The sequence below is a fragment of the Streptomyces sp. NPDC047525 genome (assembly GCF_040643025.1).
Taxonomy (GTDB): Bacteria; Actinomycetota; Actinomycetes; order Streptomycetales; family Streptomycetaceae; genus Streptomyces; species Streptomyces durmitorensis.
Genome location: NZ_JBEYTL010000020.1, coordinates 138,988 through 157,966, shown reverse-complemented (window position 1 = coordinate 157,966; position 18,979 = coordinate 138,988). Strand labels below are relative to the sequence as shown.

22 protein-coding genes are annotated in these 18,979 nt (G+C 68.3%); 15 read left to right on the top strand and 7 right to left on the bottom strand.

All coding sequences use genetic code 11. The features are described from left to right. Positions 1-586 precede the first annotated feature (586 nt). The 8 genes from ABZ833_RS39030 (at position 587) to ABZ833_RS38995 (ending at position 6,892) form a co-directional block, all read left to right on the top strand. On the top strand, positions 587-862 hold the full coding sequence (locus ABZ833_RS39030; protein ID WP_361057579.1) for a hypothetical protein: 276 nt from the start codon (positions 587-589) through the stop codon (positions 860-862). 79 nt (positions 863-941) lie between these two features. After that, a complete protein-coding gene (locus ABZ833_RS39025) occupies positions 942-1,241 on the top strand; it encodes a hypothetical protein (protein WP_361057577.1) in 300 nt (99 codons plus the stop codon). A gap of 84 nt (positions 1,242-1,325) precedes the next feature. Continuing rightward, positions 1,326-1,766, top strand: coding sequence for a hypothetical protein (locus ABZ833_RS39020; protein WP_361057575.1), 441 nt, complete (start codon positions 1,326-1,328; stop codon positions 1,764-1,766). A gap of 327 nt (positions 1,767-2,093) precedes the next feature. Continuing rightward, positions 2,094-2,411: a hypothetical protein gene (locus ABZ833_RS39015; RefSeq protein ID WP_361057573.1), complete on the top strand. Its 318-nt coding sequence runs from the start codon at positions 2,094-2,096 to the stop codon at positions 2,409-2,411. Between the two features lie 148 nt (positions 2,412-2,559). Further along, a complete protein-coding gene (locus ABZ833_RS39010) occupies positions 2,560-3,666 on the top strand; it encodes a DUF4262 domain-containing protein (protein ID WP_361057571.1) in 1,107 nt (368 codons plus the stop codon). A gap of 47 nt (positions 3,667-3,713) precedes the next feature. Next, on the top strand, positions 3,714-4,103 hold the full coding sequence (locus ABZ833_RS39005) for a hypothetical protein (RefSeq protein WP_361057569.1): 390 nt from the start codon (positions 3,714-3,716) through the stop codon (positions 4,101-4,103). Positions 4,104-4,287: 184 nt separating this feature from the next. Further along, complete coding sequence (locus ABZ833_RS39000) at positions 4,288-4,860, top strand: hypothetical protein (protein ID WP_361057567.1); 573 nt, start codon at positions 4,288-4,290, stop codon at positions 4,858-4,860. A gap of 91 nt (positions 4,861-4,951) precedes the next feature. Next, positions 4,952-6,892 (top strand): RNA-binding domain-containing protein, encoded by a 1,941-nt coding sequence (locus ABZ833_RS38995; protein ID WP_361057565.1) that lies wholly within the window; start codon positions 4,952-4,954, stop codon positions 6,890-6,892. A 161-nt stretch (positions 6,893-7,053) separates the two neighbouring features. Here the strand turns inward: ABZ833_RS38995 and ABZ833_RS38990 are convergent, their stop codons facing one another. Next, entirely contained in the window at positions 7,054-7,287 is a 234-nt protein-coding gene (locus ABZ833_RS38990) for a hypothetical protein (protein WP_361057563.1), read from the bottom strand. Further along, positions 7,278-7,598 carry a hypothetical protein gene (locus ABZ833_RS38985; protein WP_361057561.1) on the bottom strand — a complete coding sequence of 107 codons (321 nt, stop codon included), beginning with the start codon at positions 7,596-7,598 and terminating at the stop codon, positions 7,278-7,280. The genes ABZ833_RS38990 and ABZ833_RS38985 overlap by 10 nt, the downstream gene beginning before the upstream one ends. 255 nt (positions 7,599-7,853) lie before the next feature. Here ABZ833_RS38985 and ABZ833_RS38980 point away from each other — a divergent pair, with 255 nt between their 5' ends. From ABZ833_RS38980 to ABZ833_RS38950, 7 genes are all read left to right on the top strand, one after another. Next, on the top strand, positions 7,854-9,023 hold the full coding sequence (locus ABZ833_RS38980) for a methyltransferase domain-containing protein (RefSeq protein WP_361057559.1): 1,170 nt from the start codon (positions 7,854-7,856) through the stop codon (positions 9,021-9,023). A 53-nt stretch (positions 9,024-9,076) separates the two neighbouring features. After that, positions 9,077-9,502 (top strand): hypothetical protein, encoded by a 426-nt coding sequence (locus tag ABZ833_RS38975; RefSeq protein ID WP_361057557.1) that lies wholly within the window; start codon positions 9,077-9,079, stop codon positions 9,500-9,502. A gap of 307 nt (positions 9,503-9,809) precedes the next feature. Continuing rightward, positions 9,810-10,445 carry a hypothetical protein gene (locus ABZ833_RS38970; RefSeq protein ID WP_361057554.1) on the top strand — a complete coding sequence of 212 codons (636 nt, stop codon included), beginning with the start codon at positions 9,810-9,812 and terminating at the stop codon, positions 10,443-10,445. 243 nt (positions 10,446-10,688) lie between these two features. Then, complete coding sequence (locus ABZ833_RS38965; RefSeq protein WP_361057550.1) at positions 10,689-11,537, top strand: hypothetical protein; 849 nt, start codon at positions 10,689-10,691, stop codon at positions 11,535-11,537. A 66-nt stretch (positions 11,538-11,603) separates the two neighbouring features. After that, a complete protein-coding gene (locus ABZ833_RS38960; RefSeq protein ID WP_361057547.1) occupies positions 11,604-12,365 on the top strand; it encodes a hypothetical protein in 762 nt (253 codons plus the stop codon). 54 nt (positions 12,366-12,419) lie between these two features. After that, a complete protein-coding gene (locus ABZ833_RS38955) occupies positions 12,420-12,683 on the top strand; it encodes a hypothetical protein (protein ID WP_361057544.1) in 264 nt (87 codons plus the stop codon). Positions 12,684-12,739: 56 nt separating this feature from the next. Next, entirely contained in the window at positions 12,740-13,303 is a 564-nt protein-coding gene (locus ABZ833_RS38950) for a hypothetical protein (RefSeq protein WP_361057541.1), read from the top strand. Between the two features lie 714 nt (positions 13,304-14,017). On the opposite strand, the gene ABZ833_RS38945 is transcribed toward ABZ833_RS38950, so the two are convergent. From ABZ833_RS38945 to ABZ833_RS38925, 5 genes are all read right to left on the bottom strand, one after another. Then, positions 14,018-14,527, bottom strand: a complete 510-nt coding sequence (locus ABZ833_RS38945; RefSeq protein WP_361057539.1) for a phosphoribosyltransferase family protein — start codon at positions 14,525-14,527, stop codon at positions 14,018-14,020. A gap of 230 nt (positions 14,528-14,757) precedes the next feature. Then, positions 14,758-15,723, bottom strand: coding sequence for a DNA-processing protein DprA (locus ABZ833_RS38940; protein WP_361057536.1), 966 nt, complete (start codon positions 15,721-15,723; stop codon positions 14,758-14,760). Positions 15,724-15,903: 180 nt separating this feature from the next. Continuing rightward, positions 15,904-17,154, bottom strand: a complete 1,251-nt coding sequence (locus ABZ833_RS38935; RefSeq protein ID WP_361057533.1) for an HAD family hydrolase — start codon at positions 17,152-17,154, stop codon at positions 15,904-15,906. A 185-nt stretch (positions 17,155-17,339) separates the two neighbouring features. Next, positions 17,340-17,786 carry a hypothetical protein gene (locus ABZ833_RS38930; protein WP_361057530.1) on the bottom strand — a complete coding sequence of 149 codons (447 nt, stop codon included), beginning with the start codon at positions 17,784-17,786 and terminating at the stop codon, positions 17,340-17,342. Between the two features lie 12 nt (positions 17,787-17,798). Further along, complete coding sequence (locus ABZ833_RS38925) at positions 17,799-18,809, bottom strand: hypothetical protein (RefSeq protein ID WP_361057527.1); 1,011 nt, start codon at positions 18,807-18,809, stop codon at positions 17,799-17,801. Between the last annotated feature and the right edge of the window lie 170 nt (positions 18,810-18,979).

Below are 18,979 nucleotides of genomic sequence, written 5' to 3'. Positions count from 1 at the left end.
GAAAAGCTCAACGGCTACACCATCAGCTAACCCCCAACCAGGGCCGGGCGGCCCCACCCCCCCTCCACCGGGGCCGCCCGGCCCCACCCCCCACACAGCAGGCCCACCGACAATCAGCTCTTGGAGACCGCCATGATCTCCTTCGCACCGATGATGACCCCGCGCGGACTCCGTCGATTCGACTGCTGCCCTGGCCACAACCCGCGCTCCTACGACCATGGGCGTGAGCGCGCTGTCGAGAAGCGCGAGTGGCGCCGCGACCCGGACTCCACGATTCCGAGTCGTTTCCAGCCCGGTCGTGAGAGGGCAGCCGCCCACTTGTAGCAATCAGACGTCGAACGTGAAACGCCAGTCCCCTCACCGCCAGTTCGCGCCTTCTCGCCGAGCACTACAACTCCGAGCCGTGTCAGGCGCTCCAGTCTGCGCGCCGCGGACGGACCGAAATGCACGACCAAGTAACCCACCAGACCGGACCGGGCGCCCCTAACCCCTGAGCTGGGGCGACCCAACGTCCCCAGACCAGGGGACCAACCGCCGAGCGCAAGGGCTGACCCGAGCCCCTGAAGAACGAGATGAGGTCACCGGAATGACATTCGAGGAGTGGGCAGAGCGCCTGGACGCGATTTACGTGGCTGGAGCACAGAACGAGTGGCGCGACGAGGACAAAGCTGCGTGGGACGAGGCCATGCAGGAGATGCGGGTCGAGTTTCCGTACCTCACGCTTACGTGGATGAATCCGGAGTGCGGCTGCTGCACGCTGGACAGCCCGGCGTTGCTCGCCTTCGACGACCCTCGGGGCCCTGGCATGTTCGAACTGCTCTACCCGACATTCCGTCCTACACACACCTTCCACCTGGGTTGACTCGGTTCCTGATGACTGGCTCCGCCCCGACCCTGAGGCGGAGGTCGATGGTGGGGACCTGGTCGAGGCAGTGAAGGACATGTTCACCGGTCTCGGTCTGGACGTCGCCGACCCTGATTCCCAGGTCGACATGCCTGCCGACCACAACGTGTTCACCGTGTTCGGGCTGAGCTGCGATCACAGCGACGAGCTGTACGTGGCCAGTGTCATTCCAGGTGAGCACGCTACGGCAGTCGTCGAACTGAACCGCAGTGAAGACCACTTCGGCCGCTACGCCCACGCCGTCTCGGCCGAGTCCGCCGATGCGGCCGTCGGCCGCGCCCGCAGCCTCGGCGAGGAAGGCGACCCGGCCGGGGCCACCGACCGGGTCTCCCTGTAGCAGCCCGAGACATGGCAGGACGGTCCTCAGAAGGGGCCGTCGCGCCTGCCCATGACACTCCCACGCCCGAGAGAGGTGACGGCCTTGTTCTACTTGATGAAATGCCCCTGTTGTGGCGGCCCGGCGATGTTTCACGAACTGGAGCGGCACACCGCCCCGAGCCTCTTAATCGATCCTGAGACGGGCTTGCCGCCTGGCATCTCTCCCGAGGGCCACCATGTGGCCGCGTCATCAGAGGCCACAGCCAGAGCCCGCAGGCGGCCCCTGTGCCGCTCGTGTATCGATGACATCGAGGCCGGTGGCGCGGTGACCTTCTCTGTTCGCCTGACAGGCAAACAGACCGCTATGGCTCTCGCATCCGAAATGCCCCTCCTCGACGATGACGGCCGGGGGATGGCCGTCCTCTGTCCGTCTGCCGGGTGCGGTGCGGTCGTCGATCTGATCAATGGCCGACTCGATCGTCACTTCGTGCGCGGCCGGAAGTGCCGGATGTCGGACGTGCAGGTGGTGGTCGGTGAGGATTGAACCGAACCCTGAGGACGAAGTCGGTGTCGACGCTCGGAGTTCCTGTGGAGGCTCCACGGTGGTCTGCCCGAGCGTGGCTCTGATCGGTCTGCTTCACCGCTGCCGATGATGCGCGGTGCTTCCCCCTTCCCTTCGTGGGCGCCCGCAGTGGCGTTCGATGTTAGGAAGAAACGTGTCTGCTGATCTGCAGCTCCGTATCCATTCGGCTCCCGCTGGCAAGCTCGTAGCGATTCTCGACCTCATGCGCGAGCATGGGCTCCGCGGCGAGTATGAGCATGGCCCTACCGAGGCTCTCGTGCTGGGACAGGTCTATCCGCCCAGGACGCCGTGCTGGGCCTCTGCGAGGAGATCGCCGCACGGCTGGAGGAGGACGCCCCGAGCTCCGTGTTCGAGCTGTGGCAGGGCCCTCACTGGAGTGCCGATGGGCATTACCACGCGTACGTCCCGCAGTTTGGTCACTTCGAGGCTGGCTGCGATGCCGAGGGTGCCCCGCATGTCGGTGTGCACGACCTCGTCCAGAGGCTGAGCAGCAACCCGGGAGCGACGGTGGCCGACTGGATGGCGAGTGAGGGTGCCAGCGTGCTCGGCGTCGCGGTGCTCGCTGTGGTGGGCGAATACCGAGCACGGCAGTCGTCCGGCGCCTGATCCAGGCTCCCCGTAGGACCGGATCGCCGGTGCGGCGCGTCGGTGCATAGTGCCGCGGCACCGCGGTCGCCCGAGGAGTCGACCAACGCACATCTCGTCCGGGCCCTCGTCCGGTCTCCCCCAACTACGATTCACTGGAGAGCTGATCATGATGCGCATTCGTATGCGCTTCCTCGGGCGCCCTTGGGAGCGCGCCGCCGTTTGTGTCGATGTCGGAAGACGTGAAGAGGTTTTCAGCGCTCTCTTCCTCAGAGGGCTGGAGGCCGTCCCCGAACTGCGCGGGCTGACCGATGACCTGGCGGCGTACACCGTGCGCTGGGACGGCGAAGGCGTGTCGGTCTACCACTCTGATGTGGACCACCAGGCGGTCTTTCGCGCCGAGCCTGAGTACTCCGTGCAGGGGGGCGTTCCTGTCAGGACGCGGCCGCCCGAGCTGCGGTGCAAGGAGCGCGGCCACGACTTCTACCCGGCTGGGAGGGTGTTGGACAAGATTCCGGACCTGTGGGCAACGGTCTTGGAGCCGCATGAGCACACGGTGGTCCGCCTCCGCTATTTCTCCTCCTGGGGTGAGTGGTATGTCGTGGAGGTCGACGGTGCGAGCGGCGAGGCTTTCGGGTGGTCGTGCCTGGACGGAGACCGGTCGCAGGGCTGGTGGGGCTGTATCGATCTTCCGGCTCTGGAGTCGTTCTGTCCCGACGGGGATCTGTCCCGGCTGGTCGCTCGCGATCGGGAATTCACGCCCGGTGTCGCGGCGAATGTCTTGCCGGAGGGCCGTCCTCACAATCGTTGCGAGGATGCGGATTGCCTCGTGTGCCCACCCGATTTCATGGCGAAGTACGTTGCCCGACTGCGCGGAATCATCGCGGAGCACGGGTTCGCCGTTCAGGCGGTTCTGGCAGATGAGGGTTCTGCTGCTTACTGCTACACCGTCGGTCTGCACGAATCTCTGGGGTATGAGTTCGTGATGTCCGGCTTGGACGTCAGAGCGATGCAGAGCGTGCTCCACTCCGTCGTTGAGCGGTTCTCTGGATCGTCTGGTCCGGTTGCTGGAGTGGCGCTGGACGGGCTCCCCGCGAACGGATTCAAGCTGCTCATGCGTCCAGTTGATTCCCTGGAGCCCTTCTCGATGCTGCGAGCGGTGTACGGCAGGGAGGCCGCGGTGCCGTACTGGCAGGTCGTGTGGCCCGATCGTGACGGCGTCTTTCCGACTGACGCCTCTTGCTCGCTTTCACCTGGAACGCAGCCGCTTCTATAGCCCTGTTTCTGGTTTCCGATTCTTTGACCGTTCTAGGAGATACTTTCATGTGTCAGCCTGAACCATTGAATGCTTTTGATGAGTTGCGGCTCTTCCTGGATTTCGCCGTACCGCTGTGCGGCGCCGATATCGCGTACAAGCTCATGCAGTGGGAGCATCCTGTTGAGCAGGCCAAGACCTGGCTGCGCGGAGAAGCCAAGCGCGCCGGCGGCAGCTTGGGCGAGAACGGTGACGTGCTGCAGTTCAGCGACGGTCGTCCTCGGTTTGGACACGCGCAGAACCGCGTGGTCCGAACCGCAGGTGAACTTGCTCGCGGAGTGGCCGCGGCGGCGCTGCTCGCCCAGCTGGAGGGGAAGAGAGGGGTCGAGGCCTTTGGTGGCTTCTACGGTCTCACTGCCAGGCCCGCTGAGACCGACATCCCGCGTCCAGGGAGGTGAGGGCTGTGTCGTCGCTCGCGGCACTTCTCTTGTGCAGAAGCCTCGGCACGCGAAGGCCGAGGCGCGCGTGCTGGGGGGCTCGGCCTCGTGAAGGAGGCGGTCCATTGGATGTCCCGTCCTCCGGCTCCCCGCGCGGTACATCGCGTTCGCTTCCCGATCACCCGATACCAGCCAGGAGTTGACGATGTCAGAGACCACCACGCGATCCGAGCCCCGTGGCGTCGCATTCGTCCTGATCAGGATGACTGCTCAGGGCGAAGCCGCTCACCGCGCCGCAGGCGGCGAGGGCCTTCCTCCGGCCGACAGGGAGATGTACGGCGCCCTGACGGCTGCGCTGGAGACATGGCAGGGTCTCGGAACCCTCCGCCCGAGCGCACTGCTGCTCATCGAGTGGCTGGCCACCGAGTGGGCGGGATACCGAAGTCAGCTCCTTGGCCAGGATCAAGACCGGTTCGACTCCTGGCTCGGCGAGTTCGGTGACGAGGTCAGCCTGAGCCAGCGCCACGCCCACCCTGCCGGGCCCACCTGCCTGGAACTTCTCACCGTCGCCGCCTCTGCCCAATCCAGCGACAGTCCCAAGGAACATGCGGCACGGCTCGCTATTCCCTTTCTCGGCTACCTCCGCCCGGATTCCGAGCTCGAAGACGCCCGCGAGATCGCGCTGAGCTTCGCCTTGTGGGCGGGTCAGGATCTGTCCGCACTGATGCAGCACGATGCCGAGCGGATCGTCGGATACACGGAGGCACGCGCTCGCTGACAGATGTGCCGCCGGTCGCACGTTCGGTCCCTGCTGGTGAGCGTATGAGACTTGGCCGCGGGAGACCGGTGCGCCGGTGGATACTGCCGGAGTGGTGAACGATCTGAAGAGCGCGCTGGCCGCGCTGGAGGCCCACCAGCCCGGCGCTCTGCTCGGACTGCGCGAGACACAGTGGCTCGATGCGAAGGCCGCTGCGTATCAGCTCGATGCCGATCCCCGCGCGCCCGAGGAGCTCGCCAAGGATGTCGCCGCTTTCGCCAACGGGGGAGGCGGCGTCATCATCATCGGCATCGCCACCCGTATGGATAACGACGAGGAAGTCCTCGACCGCATCAGGGGCGTTGCCCCGGATACGGTGAACCTCGACCAGGTCCGTAAGGTGATCCGCGCCCGGATCACCCCCGCTCCCCGCGGGGTACGCCTCGGCTGGTCCGGCGACGGACAGGAGCGAGTGCTGTTCATCAGCGTTCCCGCGCAGCCCGCGGCCACGCTGTGCGTCGTGGCGGCGCCGACCGGGAAGCCGGGTTCCCAGCGGACGGACACTGTTGCCGTGCCGGTGCGGGACGGCGACCAGACGCACTGGTTGCCGCGCGCCGAGATCGGGGCATTGCTCTCGGCGGGCGTCCGGGCTTCCGGCATGCCGACCGCCGAGACCCTCGCCGACCTCGTGCGCCAGGCCGTTTCCGAACGCGGGCCGGGGGGAGGGCTGCGAGTCGGCCAGGGGCTCGTGGACCGCGAGCGGGAGATGCAAGAGGCATACCGTCAGTTGGCCAGGGCCGAGCTGGGGGAACCGGCGGGGGAAGCATGGAGTCACGGGACGGCCGCTCTCCAGGATCTGCACCACGGGCGCTACGGCGAGCCGGGGTGGGTGTTGTGTCTGGTGGGCGGCCGCCCGCCGGTCGTGGTCTCCGCTCCCGTCTGGCAGGCGATCGTCGAAGCCGGCCGGCACGCGCCAGGCCATGATGCGCTCGCGGCCGTGGGCTATCCCGTCCCGTACAAGAGGACAGACGGATCGTGGATGGTCGGGGCCGATGAACGAAGTGTGGATCTCGACGGCGGAGCGTGGGGTGCAGGTCGGCTGTCGCGCTCGGGGCGCGGCGTGTGGCGGTGGGAGCCTCTCCCCCACTTCAGCCTCAACCAGGGCCGCTCTGCCGAGAGCTGGGCCGCCGGCCAGACACCGGCGCTTCGCTTGCGAGCTGTGGTGAACCTGCCCTGGGCAGACCCGGGCACGTTGGAGATCACCAGACCGCGGCGCCATCAGCTCGAACAGCAGCTCCCCTACAGCGCGCTGGCCGGGGCGGTGACCACGCTGTCCAGGCGCCGGGGCACGGAACTGCCCGCTGCCGGCTGGAAGCGAGGGCCGTTCGGTAATACGGCCCGTTCCGTCAGCTACACGTGCACGATCAGCGCACCGGACTGCATCCCGGCCCTGAAGGCTGCCGCGACGCTCGCCTTGCCCACGACGACGGATTCCGCCGTGGTTGCCTGCGCGGAAGTCCTGATCGAGGACCCCGTGGCGTGGGCGAGCGCTTTAGGCATTGACCGGGGTACACAGCTCTGCTTCGACGAAGTTCAGGCCCTCTTGCTGGGCGCGTGGGAGACGGCCGCTGAATTGCTGCCCGACGTGGTTGGCGACCCGGCAGCTCTGCGGTGGGCCGCACCGCCCACAACTGAGCTGCGGATGACCTGCGAACAGCCCGCCCAGAACGGCGTCTTGCCTGCCCTGGACAGACTCATCGATCTGGATCCGCTGGGCGCCAACACCGACGGCGAACGGTCGAGGATGGCTGTCACGATCACCGCCACACCCACCCTGCCCCGCCGGGAGCGCCAGAGCCTGATGCGGCAGGCGCTGGTGCACATGGCCCAGGAGTTCGGGTACGTCGACGCCGAGGTGGAGCGGTTGGAGACCCGCTTATCGCCAAGGGGCGGGCGGAAGTCTGAGTACCCATCCTCGAATCCCAACGCGCACGAGTTGTCTTGGATGCGAGATTGCGACAACACGATGCCGGGCAGGGGGTGGTCGGCCTAATCACACGGGTGCATCCTTCAGGGTCTCGGCGCAGGTGCATGGCCTCGGAACCGTTCGTCCGCTTGGCCACAGTCCGCCCTCCTTCGCCCAGGCGACAGCGCGCAGCGTCGTGCAGCTGGGCGGGGAACGGCGCTCGTGCTGGTGGTGCTGATGCCCGGCGGCTACCAGCGCATGTTCGGGCGGGGTCGTGGGGCGAGTTCGCACTGCTCGGCGACGGCGATGAGGCGGTCGGCGGTGTCTTGGCCGATCGCCTCGACGAGGCGATCGATGTTCGACGCGATCAGGAGCCAGGAGCGTCGCGGCAGCAGGCTCAGACGGGCAACGGCGTCTGCAAGTGCTCCCGATTCCAAGGCCATCATGGCCTGGACGTCGGCGGGGTCCGGCTTCAGCGGCACGTGGCCTCGCGCACCAGGTTGACGGAGAGGGTCAGGTCGTCGATGACCGTGACGGCGGTGCTGTTCTCGATCATGCTGGGCTCGTAGCTGCCCCTGAAGTCAGCGGCCTGGAAGACGGTGATGCTCTCTTCGCGGTATCCGGCGGCCAGGAGGCGGCGCAGTGCGGCGTAGGCGGTGTGGGACTTGCCGGACCAGTGCGGTCCCAGGAGGAGCAGGCGGGCGGTGTCGCCAGCGAGGACGGTGGAGCACCACTGGGCGATGGCGGGATGGTCGGTCTCGGCAGTGCTGAAGAGCGAGGGTACGACGGGCATCGGCACAGCGTATGTGGGCACGTCGGCCAGCTGCCCTGCCCCGTCACCTTTCCCACAGCGCAGGGCCACGTTCGGGCCTCGCTTCATTCCGGAGCTGGGGGGTAGAAGCCGAACAGGGTCGAGCCGGAGGGGTAGTTGGATGTCTAAAGAGGATGCGGACAGCGACGGTGCACTGACCGACGAAGAGGAGGACGAGCTCGGCGGAATGCCGATCGAGGACCCCGATGACGGGGATGACAGCGGAGATCCTTGACCGTGGCTACGGATGCCTGGGGGCAGCTGCTGACGGAGATCGCGGCCGCCGTTGACCTGCCCGAGCAGTGGCGGGCCGCGTTCGCAGACGTTCCGCGCGCCCTCTTCGTCCCCAGAGACATCTTCGTGCGCGAGCCCGGCGCCGGGCGCCGCTACCGGACGGTGAACCGGGACTCTGACCCTCAGGAATGGGATGCGCTCGTCTCGGCCAAGGGGCCGGTCATCACCCAGCTCAGCCCGTCCGTGGCCGACGGCGCCCCAGCACCGTCCTCTTCCTCCTCCGCCCCGCAGGCCGTCGCCTCCATGCTGGCGTTGCTGGACCTCGCCCCTGGCGCACGAGTGCTCGACCTGGGCAGCGGAACCGGCTGGACGGCAGCGCTCCTGGCCGCCTACGGGGCGCACGTGGTGAGTGTCGAGGCCGACCCCGAGCTGGCCCGTCAGGCAGCCAAGCACCTGGAGGGCTCTCGCCTGCCGGTCACCGCCCTGTGCGGGGATGCGATGAAGGGACATGCGGAGGGCGCTCCGTACGCCGCGCTACTCTCCGGCTTTTCCGTACGCCACATCCCCGCGGCCTGGATCGAGCAGGTGAGGCCGGGCGGACGGATCGTGTCCCCGTTCGGCAGCTTGTTCTCCAACACCGGGCTGGTCTGCCTGACCGTGCGGGCAGACGGCGAGCTGGCCGAGGGGCACTTCGCAGGGGGCGTGCAGTTCATGTGGGAGCAGGCGCAGCGGCCCGTGTGGCCCCTGCCGGCCGACACCGCACCGCGGTCGTCCGCGTCGGCAGTCGACCCTCGCGACGTGCTCGCAACCGCGGCGAGCCGCTGGGCAATCGGTCTGCAAGTCCCCGGAGTCACGTGTGACCCGGTACCCGCCAAAGGCGACCGGCTGCTGCGGGTGTGGTGTACCGACGGCTCCACGGCGACCGTCGCCGTAGACAGATGGAGCGCGCCGGACGCCGTGGCCCAGCGCGGTCCACGCCAGGTGTGGGACGAGGTGTGCACGGCCTGGAACTGGTGGCACCGGCAAGGCCGCCCGCGTCGCACGCGGTTCGGGGTGACCGCCGACCGGACCGGGCACTGCCGTTCCTGGCTCGACAGCCCGGACACTCCCCTGCCCCGCCACGGCGACATGGTCCGTTATCCGGGCCCCGCACCCCAGGCGAGAGAGCCATAGGGCCCGGGTCCTCAGCCGGTGAGGCGCGATGGCGAGCGTCCTAGGGTGACGAGATGTTGCGCCTTCCCGGGGTACGCCACCCCGACGGTTACGCCGTCGCACGTCTCCTCCCAGCAACTGCTACACGCAGGAGCGCTCGTGAAGCCCGCCGACTGCTGGCGGCCTTCGTCGCGGAGAAGGGGCAGACGCCACTCGACCACGGCAGAGTCACGCGCGATGCCTTCGTGTGGCCTCTGTACTGGACGCACACGGCACAGCGGCCCGAAGGCGTGGGCGTGCTCCTCCTGGTCCCCGGCGACCTCCCAGAGGCGTACCGGAACCGGAAGAACGGAGGGGACCTCGGAGCAATGGCGGCCGCCCTGGCACCGGTCTGGTGCGCAGACCTCCCCGGGATGATCAGGACGGCGCAGCAGTATCTCGAGAGTGGCGTCCCAGCGGCGTGGATGCGCGAGGCTGAAGCAGACGACGAGCTCGACTAAATCGACCAAACAGCATCGGGACGGCCTGGCGCAGCCGTGAGGTATCCGACACCCGGCTTACCGAGCACTTCGACATCGAGTTCGTTGAGGCCGTCGGCGCCGCCCCCACATGTCAGAGGCTGGCACTGACGAGCCGGAAGCCGCCGCTCTCCACTTCCCGCCACCTCGGCCGCAGGTTCGGCTGACCCCTGACAGTGGCATTGGCGTTGCATATCTTACTTTCACTGTGTACTGTCATTCTTGCGAGGTCGGGGAAACAGAGAACCGGCCGAGAATCCACCAACTGCCCCTTTTGGAAGGGACCTTCATGTTCGATGCCAAGACGTTCACCACTCCGGCCGGTGCCACCTACTCGTACACGGTCACCACGGGCGACCACGGCGAGGCGGTCTACGACCTGTCGCGCGTCTTCCAGGACGGCGCCGCCAAGTCGACGATCGGCGCGATCGTGATCCACCCGGACTACAACCTCGATCCGATCGTGCCTGGACTGCTGAACGTCCAGTTCGGCAAGGGCAGCGTGGACCGTCACGAGCGAACCGACGTCCCGTTGCTCGGAACGGAGAACGCCCCGTACGTGATCGGCCATCAGCTGGTCAACCCCGCCGACCTGGAGGTCGAGAAGGACGCGGAGAAGCCCGTCACCGACCCGTGGGTCAACCTCACCCGCACCGTGCGCGGGGCTGTGGCACCCGTAGAGGCCTCGTCCTTCCAGGCGGACACCGAGACATGCGAGCGGGTGCGGGACCTGGTCACCGCACTGATCAAGGTCTACCGCCAGGACGAGGCAACCGCGTCGCGTGAGGCGCAGTACAGCAAGTTCCTCGATGAGGAGCGTGCGCTCGCGCTCGCTCCTCAGATCCAGGAGCTCACGGCGAAGATCAATGTGCTGTGGATCGCGCGCGATGAACTGGTCGACCGAGTCTCCAGGCTCACCGCGTAAGCGGATCAACCCAGGCCGGGCGGTTCACCTCTCCACTCCCTGAAGGGCCGCCCGCGCCCACACTCTCGGCCCGGGGGCAACAAACCAACCCCCGAGCCGAGAGACCAACCACCCCAGCGCAGGAACCGGCCCCCCGAATCCCCGATGAACGAGACGAGACCACCGACGTGCCATTCGAACAACGGCCCGTCCAGCGGCGCCCCCATCCCCCCCCGTCGCCCCCAGAAGGGAAGGCACCTCCGCGTGACCGCTGTGCCCGTCCTCGCCACACCAGCCGCCGCCACTCAGGTCGCCGCGCTGCTCCCCACAAGCCCGCTCGGCCCCTGGCACGCCACGGCGTTCCGCACCACCTACACCGACGCGCCCTTCGCCCGGATCTCCGACGGTCCCCGTGCTGTCATCGCCGCCTTCCATGAAGGGCACACCACGCTCGCGTGGGAACGGCGCGGTGAAGGCGCCACGTTCCCGCTCATCACCGTCCCCAGCATCAGGCCGGTCCACGTAGCCCGCGAGGTCCTGCGCAGCGCCCTTCCGGATCTCGACGCCGGATCCCCCGCCGACGATCCGGCACGCGCCGCCCGCGCCCTCCTCGACGACATCAGCGCCGAGTTCGCGGAGCGCCGCATCAAGACGAGAGTGTGGACCATTCCCCTGATGGGCACTGCGGTATGTGTCTGGCGGCGCGGCCCCGCCCGGCTGCGCCTGGAGTCATCCATGGCGGCGCCCTCGCTCAACCTGGAGTACGGCGGGGGCGAGCAGGGATTCTACGGCGGAACGCTCGCCGACTTCGAGGCACTGTTCCCGCTGTTCCTGCCCACCCGCCCCCGGCGGCCGCACAAGATCCTCGGCGACCAGATCACCGGCGGTATCCCTCGCCGCCTGTACTCCCAGTTCTCGTACGCCCCCATGCGGCAGCTCGCCCCGTACGACTGCCTCTCCTTCGGCAGGAATGTCGGCCCGACCGGCCAGATCGAGACGCCCGACTACCGCGCCCGCGCCCGTGACAACTCCCCCGTGCACGCCTACGTGCACGGCCTCGGCCTCGACTTCGTCCGCTCGATCCTCGACCACCTCACCGACCCCGCCACCTGACACCACACCGCGCCGGGGGCCCCACCCCGGGGCGCGGCCCGCACTCCGCCCGGAAGGACGCCTGGCATGCTTACCTTCGATCCAACCACGACCAGCGGCGCGGCCCTGGCCGACCTGTTCCGCACCTGGTGCAAGCTGCGCGGCGACGACCCCGAGGGGGAAGTCGCAGGCTGCGACATGATGAACGCGCTCCAAGCGACGTTCAAGGATCTCGGCCTGGACGTCGGCGGCCCGGTCACACAGCTCGAAGTCCCCGCCGGGCACCGGGTGTTCACCGTGATCGGCCTGGACTGTGACCACAGCGACACCCTCTACGTGGCGCACGTCATGCCCGGCGAGTACGCCCACGCCGGGGTGGAACTGGAGACCAGCGAGGAGCACTTCGGCCGGTGGGCAGACACCTTCACCGCGTCCTCCGCCGACGCGGCCGCCGAGATGGCCCGCCGTCAGGTCGAGGGCGGCGACCCGGGTGGGAACGCCGACCGCATCCTGATCCCGACGGAACCCGAGGACGACGAGACCATTCCGCACGGGTACCCGTCGGAGCTCGTGGGCGCTTTGCGTGATGCCCTCACCGACTGGTTCGAGGGCCACACCGAGTACGCCCGCCCCCGCGCGGTCAGCTTCCACGTCACCTTCGATTACGAAGACGGTCCGGCCTGGAGCGAGTACGACCCCACCCTCCACTACGACGGCGCTCCGGTCCGGGAGGAGCAGAGCGCGATCAGCTTCCACCGCACACTCGTCGCCGAGGCCTTGGTCGAACTCGACGAATGGTGGCGCCCCGATGGCGGAGACCGGCTGCGCATTGCCCTACCCACGAACTGACCCTCCCGCCCAGCTGCACCGGGCGGCATCCTAGACCTGAAAAGACCACACCAAGTGCCCATTCTCTTGCCCGGCCGCTGCGACACCGCAGGCAACCTGGTCATCGAGGAGTCCCACCGGGTCGAGGACGACGACCAGGCCGCTATCGACGCCCGTGCCCTCCAGCACTACGAGACGTACGGCACCGCATGGGCCAGTTCGTACGACGTGGACCGGCATGGGGACGCCGTGCAGCGCGCGTACGACGAGTACGTCAGTCACGACGAGGGGGCTCGACTGATCGACAAGGTCGACGGCCACGAGCCCATCACCTACTGACCCCGCTGTCTGCCCGGCCTCCCCCGCCGGACAGCTCCGACTTCTTGGAGAACCCCGTGAGCCAGAGCATCGACGTCGGCGAGCAGCGCTTATCCGTCACCGCCCGCCCCCATACTCCCGCGACACCGCCGTACGCCACCCTCGACGACTGGGAGCAGGCGAAGGCCGCTGTGCACGCGGCAGGGGACCGCATGGCCCGTATGATCGCCGACACACTGCGCGCCATGTTCCCCACCGCTGCCTATCTCGTGCTGTACCGAGGCGAGTACGACGACGAACTCCACCCCCACAGCATCCGCGACGAGCACGGCGGCATCCTGTGGGACTTCCCCGGCTTCCCCGGTTTCGAGCCGTTCCCCCTCACGATCCCCGACGGGCCGCTGCGGGCCGCGTGGGGCGACAAGGACCCGCAGACGCCCGGCCATCTTGCTGGCCTGGTGCTCAGTCTGGACGCGTTCGGCTGCGGCTTCGATACGGTGCCCAACGACCTGCCTTTCCACGGTGATGACCCCGACCAGTGCGAGCCGTGTCTGCTGTTGTCCGACCGGGCCCGTCCCGGGGTCTGGGACTTTGGGCGGGTGATGCGCCCCTACAGCGCTGCCCGCCCCGACGGGGCGTGAGGAGCGCCGGGCACCGCACTCTGCGGGGCCCGCTGCCCCCGCAGGGCCATTCCACGCCGGCCACCACGACCTTCCACTACGACCACGCCCCAGTCCGCGTGCGCGTTCTGGACGGGCAAGTCGTCTGGTTCGTTCGGGATGTGGCCGCTGCGGCTGGTGCGAAGCTGCCCCCCGGGCGCCTGGACACGCTGCTCCCGGGCATCAGCACGACCGAGCAGGCGTGGACGGTACTGATCCGGGGTGGCTGTAGTACGCCCGACGCGTTCCTGAGGTGGATGACGCAGGTGTCCGCGCGCGTCCTCACGAGGGCCGCCCCGGGACCGGCCCTCGGCGATTGCCTCGCCCGATCACCGGCCCGGCGCGGAGCCGTGCTTCACGCAGCGCCGGGTCAAGGCTGATCTGGGTTGGCGCGCCTCCGACCAGGTCCTCGCGACGACGGTGATACCGCCGACCCACCCCCGCTCCAGACCGTGCTGACGCCAGAATCCGATAGCCCTCCCTCAGGCCCTCCGCGTGCGCGGAAGGTGCCCGCGAGCTCCGGGACTTGCTCACGTCTGTCGGGGCCCGTCCGGCACTTCAGCGCCCGCACGGAGCTGCGGATGACCTGCGAACAGCCCGCCCAGAGCGGCGTCCTGCCTGCCCATTCACCGTCGACGAGGCCCGGTGCACGGCGGATGGGCTGAGCGGAAGATGTGCGTGATCGTCTGGGCCGGGTCATCCGCTCCAGGGGACTCGCGCTAGAACAAGCCCGCGGACGTCAGCGGCACCGGACGCGCGGAGGCGGAGTGCGACGCGCTGGAGCTGGGACCCACTGGTGAACACATCGTCGACGAGGAGGATCGTGCTCCCCTTGATGTCGCCAGTGTCTCCGGTCCACGTCAGCGCGGCGGCGTGCGCGGTAGCAGCCGTCCGCTTGTCGTCCAGGTTCTTGGTGGCGGAACGGGGGGTCTCGGTCATCTTGACCAGGCGGTGCGCGCCGGGTGGGCTGAGCGGGAACGTGTGCGTGATGTCCTCCGTGTAGGCGGCGTCCATGATCGCCTCGATATGCTGGATTGGCTGGCGGCCCGTGTGGGCCGGATTCCCGACGACGTAGTCGACACCGTCCATCGCATCGGGGTGGCTTTCCATCCAGCCGACAAGGAGCCGACCGAAGATCATCGCCCAGCCAGCCTTCCCCTCGTACTTCAGCTTGTGGATCTTGTCACGCAGGGCTCCGGAGTACATGGCCACCGCGTCGACGCGGGAAAACCCCCGCTCGGCTTCCGGTATCGCACAAACCCAGTTGCTGCACGGCCTGCCGGGTGCGAGGGCCTGGGAGCAGACCGCGCAGTAAGGCACGGCTACTGGCTGGAGGGTACGGCCGGCGCAGTCGGAACACAGGCGGGCGGTGCCGGTGACACGGTAGGCGCATACCGGGCAGTCGGGGAAGCCTGCCGGATCCGGGAGACCTGCCGTCACAGGCCGGCCAGGGCGAGCTGCTGTCGCTGCTGGCCGGCGGCCTGGATGTCCGCAGCCTGGCCGAGGCGGCCGGTGATGTCGCTGGAGGCGGTGACCAGGATCGCCCGGTCCTCCTCCAGCATCTTCTTGGCCCAAGGCTGGGTGTCGGCGAGGGAGCGGATCAGGAAGACATGCTTGCCATGCTCGGCGGCCAAGCGGGCCTGCATCTTGGCGCCTGAGGTGCTGGAGGCTTCGATGACAACGCTGCCCAGGGTAGTGCCGGAGGTGACGACGTTGCGGCGGGGGAAGGTGTACTTCGCTGGAGGGCTGGTGGGCCAGAACTGGCTCAGCAGCACTCCGCCGGCAGCAAGGATCGCCTTCGCGAGCGGACGGTTCTCGGCCGGGTAGATCGTGGCGGCGATGCCGGTGCCCATGACGGCGAAGGTCCGGCCGCCCGCTGTAAGCGCGGCCTGGTGGGCGGCGGCGTCGATGCCCTTGGCGAGACCGCTGGCAATCACGACGTCGTGGTCGACAAGCTCGCGGGACATCCGGGCCGCCCGGCGCAGCCCGTCCTCGGAGGCCTGGCGGGTACCCACGATGGCGATGGAGCGGGCGTCACGCTGATCGAGCTCGCCGCGGCAGAAGAGGAACGGCGGCAGGTTGCCGATCACGCGTAGGTTCGCCGGGTAGTCCTTGTCCAGGACGGTAACCAGACGCGCGTCGGCCTTGTCGGCTGCGACGAGTTCGTCGTCGACGCGGGCACGGGCGTCGTCGAGGCCGGCGGCCAGGGCCTGCTGCAGCAGGGGGCGGTTCTTCGTCGCGGCACGCGAGTCCTCGTGCAGCTGCCCGTCCATGAGCGCGGCCAGGCCCTCGGGGCTCTGGGCAGCGCGGGCGATCAGGCTCCAGTCGAGGGTGGCGTCGCCAGCGCGCAACGCGCACAGGGTCAGCAGATCGTGCTGGTCAGCGGTGATATCGAGGTCCATCGGGTGTCCTTCTACTCGTGGCCCCGGGATGTTCGAAGGATGAAGCGAGGTTCTCGGGCCACTTCCATCATGGCGTACGCGGTCTGCATACGGGAGGGAAGGGTGTGGTCGGGTCGGTCATTCGGCTCAGGTTCTCTCCGAGCCGCGTCGGCTCGGAGGAAGGCCGAATGACAGGCACGATCACTTGGCTTTCTGCGCGGCGGCGATGAAGTGGGACATCGTGGCCTTCAGGGCGCCGTCCGGGCCCGGGCCTGCGGCTCCGGTGACGGGAGTCGTCACAAAGTTCGTGGCTGCCAAGTGGTAACTGACCTGGTAGGGGTCGATCGTCATGCCGGGTCGCAGCTTGTAGGCAGTGTGACGGGAGTCGCCGTACTTGCCGACGGTCAGGGCGATGACCTGTGCAACGTTAGCGCTGGTCAGGAGGATGCGGGCCCACTCGATGGACTTGCCCTCGGTGGTGAAGTCATCGAAGACGATCACCGTCTTGCCCTTGAGCTTGCCCCGGTACTTCGGGTTGATGCGGACGGTGCGGGCCTGGGCGCCGATCGAGATGTCCGCCGTGCTCGCCTGGCCGCAGCTCCTCCTCCACCTTTCCAGGCTGGTGTCCGGGGCCTGCCCGGTGCGCTCGAGGAGGTCCTCGCGGTAGTAGGAGCCGACCATCACCTTCGCTTTGGTGAGGAAGCCGGCGAGTTGCTGGCTGACCTGGCCCGGGGAGCTGCTGGGGTAGACGCAGAAGAGACTGCGGTGGGGCAGAGTGCCGTCGAGGTAGGCGGAGGACAGCAGGCGCAGCATCAGGATGTCGCGGGCGTCCTGGGTGCCGACTGTGATCTTGCGGCCGCGGGTGAAGACGTCCTGAAGCTCGAAGGTCTGGCCGACGTCCTGGGGAAACCGCACGTTGGGAGGCAGCAGCGAGCGGATCGTGAAGGAGCGCGCGTCGTCGTCGTGGCTGAAGGCCCAGCGGGGCTCGTCCAGGAGGAAGTGTTCCAGGAGCTCACCAACGTCCGCCGGCTCGTCGGCGGACAAGGTAAGCATGCCCTTGTTGTCGCGGACGTGGTTCGCCCAGCGGGCGTGGACGTAGACGACGCCCGCGTTGATGCCGGTACGCCAGTCCCACTCCGAGGTCCCCACCATGACGATCTGATTGGTGCGCAGCTTGAGGCGGTCGGCGACCGTCAGCAGCCAGGCACCGCTGCCGCGAGGCGGCCTGCCGGGGATGTCATCGCGGCACAGGTGAAGGGCAGGCGCCGGCAGGCCGGCAGCCCTCAGGGCAGTTTCGGCGTCGATTGAGTCGGACGTGAGTAGAACGAACGAGATGTCGCGTTCTGCGAGCCACTGCAGGAGTTCGACGATCCCGTCATGGACTTGTCCGGGGGAGCGCAAGACCGCCTTGTAGTCGATCGCGACTGCGCGCACCGTGCTCTTTTCGTCCATCGCCGCCCCCGCTGCCGTGCCATGATCATGAGCTGACCCTCTTGTCATGATCTCACCGTTCTGCCCCCCGCACCCGCGGGTTCCGAATCCCCCGACTTCAGTTCCGTGGCACGGACCGTGCTCAGGAAGTGATCGACCGACCAGGGCGTCACAGAGCTGGTGCGTGTGAGATTGGGCCTTTGCGGTCAATGAGCCGGTGGCGCGCTCCTGAACTTCTCCACCGCGTCCCGCACCTGTGCCGCGCCGCGCCACTCCCCTGCCTGGTCACACGGCACCGGGCGCTGCCCGCGTATGAGGGCCTGGGCGACGTCGGCGAGCACTGCCGGGGCGGCGTAGACCGGCGGCCACAGGGTCTGGGTGGTGGAGGCAAGGCGCCGGCCTCCGCGGCCGGTGCGGGCGCAGCGCCATCCGGTGTCGACTCCCCAGTGCCAGGTCATCCCCGGTCCACAGCGGCTGGGGTCCCACTCCAGCAGTGCGCACAATCGCTGCTCGGCGGGTGTGGTGGCGGGTGGCTGGCCTGGGTAGGCCGCCCCGTACGTCCACAGCCGTCCGGGAGGGATGCCGCGGGCGCCGAGCTCACGGTCGACCGCGGCGATGTACGGGGCGTGCGGCAGCAACTGGCCAGGGTGCATCGGGTGTTCCTCCTACGAGGCCTTGCCGAGCAGGGTCGCCGCGGGCACGACGGTGCCCGCGCCGAATTTCGCGTTGGCCCGGTCGACGGCCTTCTCGGCCAGAAGGCGCGACTCCCGCACGCGGTCCATCGAGATCTGCACCGCGGCCTTCTCGGCGTCGATCAGGTCCTCGGCTCTGAGGGTCATGCCGACCAGTCGCGCTCGCTCCAGCCCGGCCGAGTCCATCAGCCGGAACGCCGCCTGGCGGAGGTCCTCGTCATGTCCCGAGGCCTCCGCCAGGCGGCGCGAGCGCTCCCAGCTCGCCCCGCCCGCGAACCTCAGCTCGAGGCTCACGGCTCGTGCCACTTGGTCGCGGCCGCGCAGCGTCGCGCCGAGCTGCACGACCAGGTCGAGGAGTACAGCACGCACCCGGCCACCATCGAGCTCCTGGCGCTCAAATCGCCGCCGCACGACGGCGGAGGCGGGCAAGTCTCTAGGAGTGACCGGTCGAGGATCTACGCCCCGCGCCCGGTCGGCGGCCATCCGTCCGGCGCGCCCGCCGAGGATCCGCTGCACTGTCTCCACCGGCACGGCCCCGACCGCTCCCGCTGTGTGCAGCCCGTACGACGTCAGCGCCTTCGCTTGCTGAGGGCCCACCCCGTGGATCGCGCGCACCGGCAGCGGCGCGAGGAACTCGCGGGTCCGGTCCGCCTCGACAACGAGCATGCCCCCCGGCTCGGTGATCTGCCCGGAGGCAGTCGCCGCAACTGCCCAGGACTGTCCCACTCCGATCCGCAGATCGACCCCGAGCAGCGCGAGTGCACGGATTCTGACGACCTCACCGATCCGGCGTCCGTCCGCCTCCAGGTACCTGAAAGCACCACGCAGCTCGACCAAGACGGCCCCCGGCGGGATCGCCTGGACCGTGGGTGAGACGCCCCTCAGCAGCTCCAGCACCTGCCGATAGGCAGGCTCCGGCAGGCCCGCTGGACAGCGGACATGCATCACGCTCGCCGTTCCGGCACCGCTGCTCCGTTCATTCACGGCCCTCACCTCCACTCCCACATTATACGAACAGGTGTACGAATAGCGAAGTGGTGCACTCCTGCTAGGTGCATCAGCGGTTGTGAGACTTAGCGTTCTACTTGGCCCTCTATCGTCGTAGGTGGCACCTGAGCGTTGTAGTTGGCCCGCACAGACCCTGCTCGGGCGCA

Bases quoted from the DNA above. Each gene is read 5' to 3' on its own strand.
- ABZ833_RS39030 (WP_361057579.1), top strand. From the start codon at position 587: ATGACATTCGAGGAGTGGGCAGAGCGCCTGGACGCGATTTACGTGGCT.
- ABZ833_RS39025 (WP_361057577.1), top strand. From the start codon at position 942: ATGTTCACCGGTCTCGGTCTGGACGTCGCCGACCCTGATTCCCAGGTC.
- ABZ833_RS39010 (WP_361057571.1), top strand. From the start codon at position 2,560: ATGATGCGCATTCGTATGCGCTTCCTCGGGCGCCCTTGGGAGCGCGCC.
- ABZ833_RS39005 (WP_361057569.1), top strand. From the start codon at position 3,714: ATGTGTCAGCCTGAACCATTGAATGCTTTTGATGAGTTGCGGCTCTTC.
- ABZ833_RS39000 (WP_361057567.1), top strand. From the start codon at position 4,288: ATGTCAGAGACCACCACGCGATCCGAGCCCCGTGGCGTCGCATTCGTC.
- ABZ833_RS38985 (WP_361057561.1), bottom strand. From the start codon at position 7,598: ATGCCCGTCGTACCCTCGCTCTTCAGCACTGCCGAGACCGACCATCCC.
- ABZ833_RS38975 (WP_361057557.1), top strand. From the start codon at position 9,077: ATGTTGCGCCTTCCCGGGGTACGCCACCCCGACGGTTACGCCGTCGCA.
- ABZ833_RS38970 (WP_361057554.1), top strand. From the start codon at position 9,810: ATGTTCGATGCCAAGACGTTCACCACTCCGGCCGGTGCCACCTACTCG.
- ABZ833_RS38960 (WP_361057547.1), top strand. From the start codon at position 11,604: ATGCTTACCTTCGATCCAACCACGACCAGCGGCGCGGCCCTGGCCGAC.
- ABZ833_RS38945 (WP_361057539.1), bottom strand. From the start codon at position 14,527: ATGTACTCCGGAGCCCTGCGTGACAAGATCCACAAGCTGAAGTACGAG.
- ABZ833_RS38940 (WP_361057536.1), bottom strand. From the start codon at position 15,723: ATGGACCTCGATATCACCGCTGACCAGCACGATCTGCTGACCCTGTGC.
- ABZ833_RS38935 (WP_361057533.1), bottom strand. From the start codon at position 17,154: ATGGACGAAAAGAGCACGGTGCGCGCAGTCGCGATCGACTACAAGGCG.
- ABZ833_RS38930 (WP_361057530.1), bottom strand. From the start codon at position 17,786: ATGCACCCTGGCCAGTTGCTGCCGCACGCCCCGTACATCGCCGCGGTC.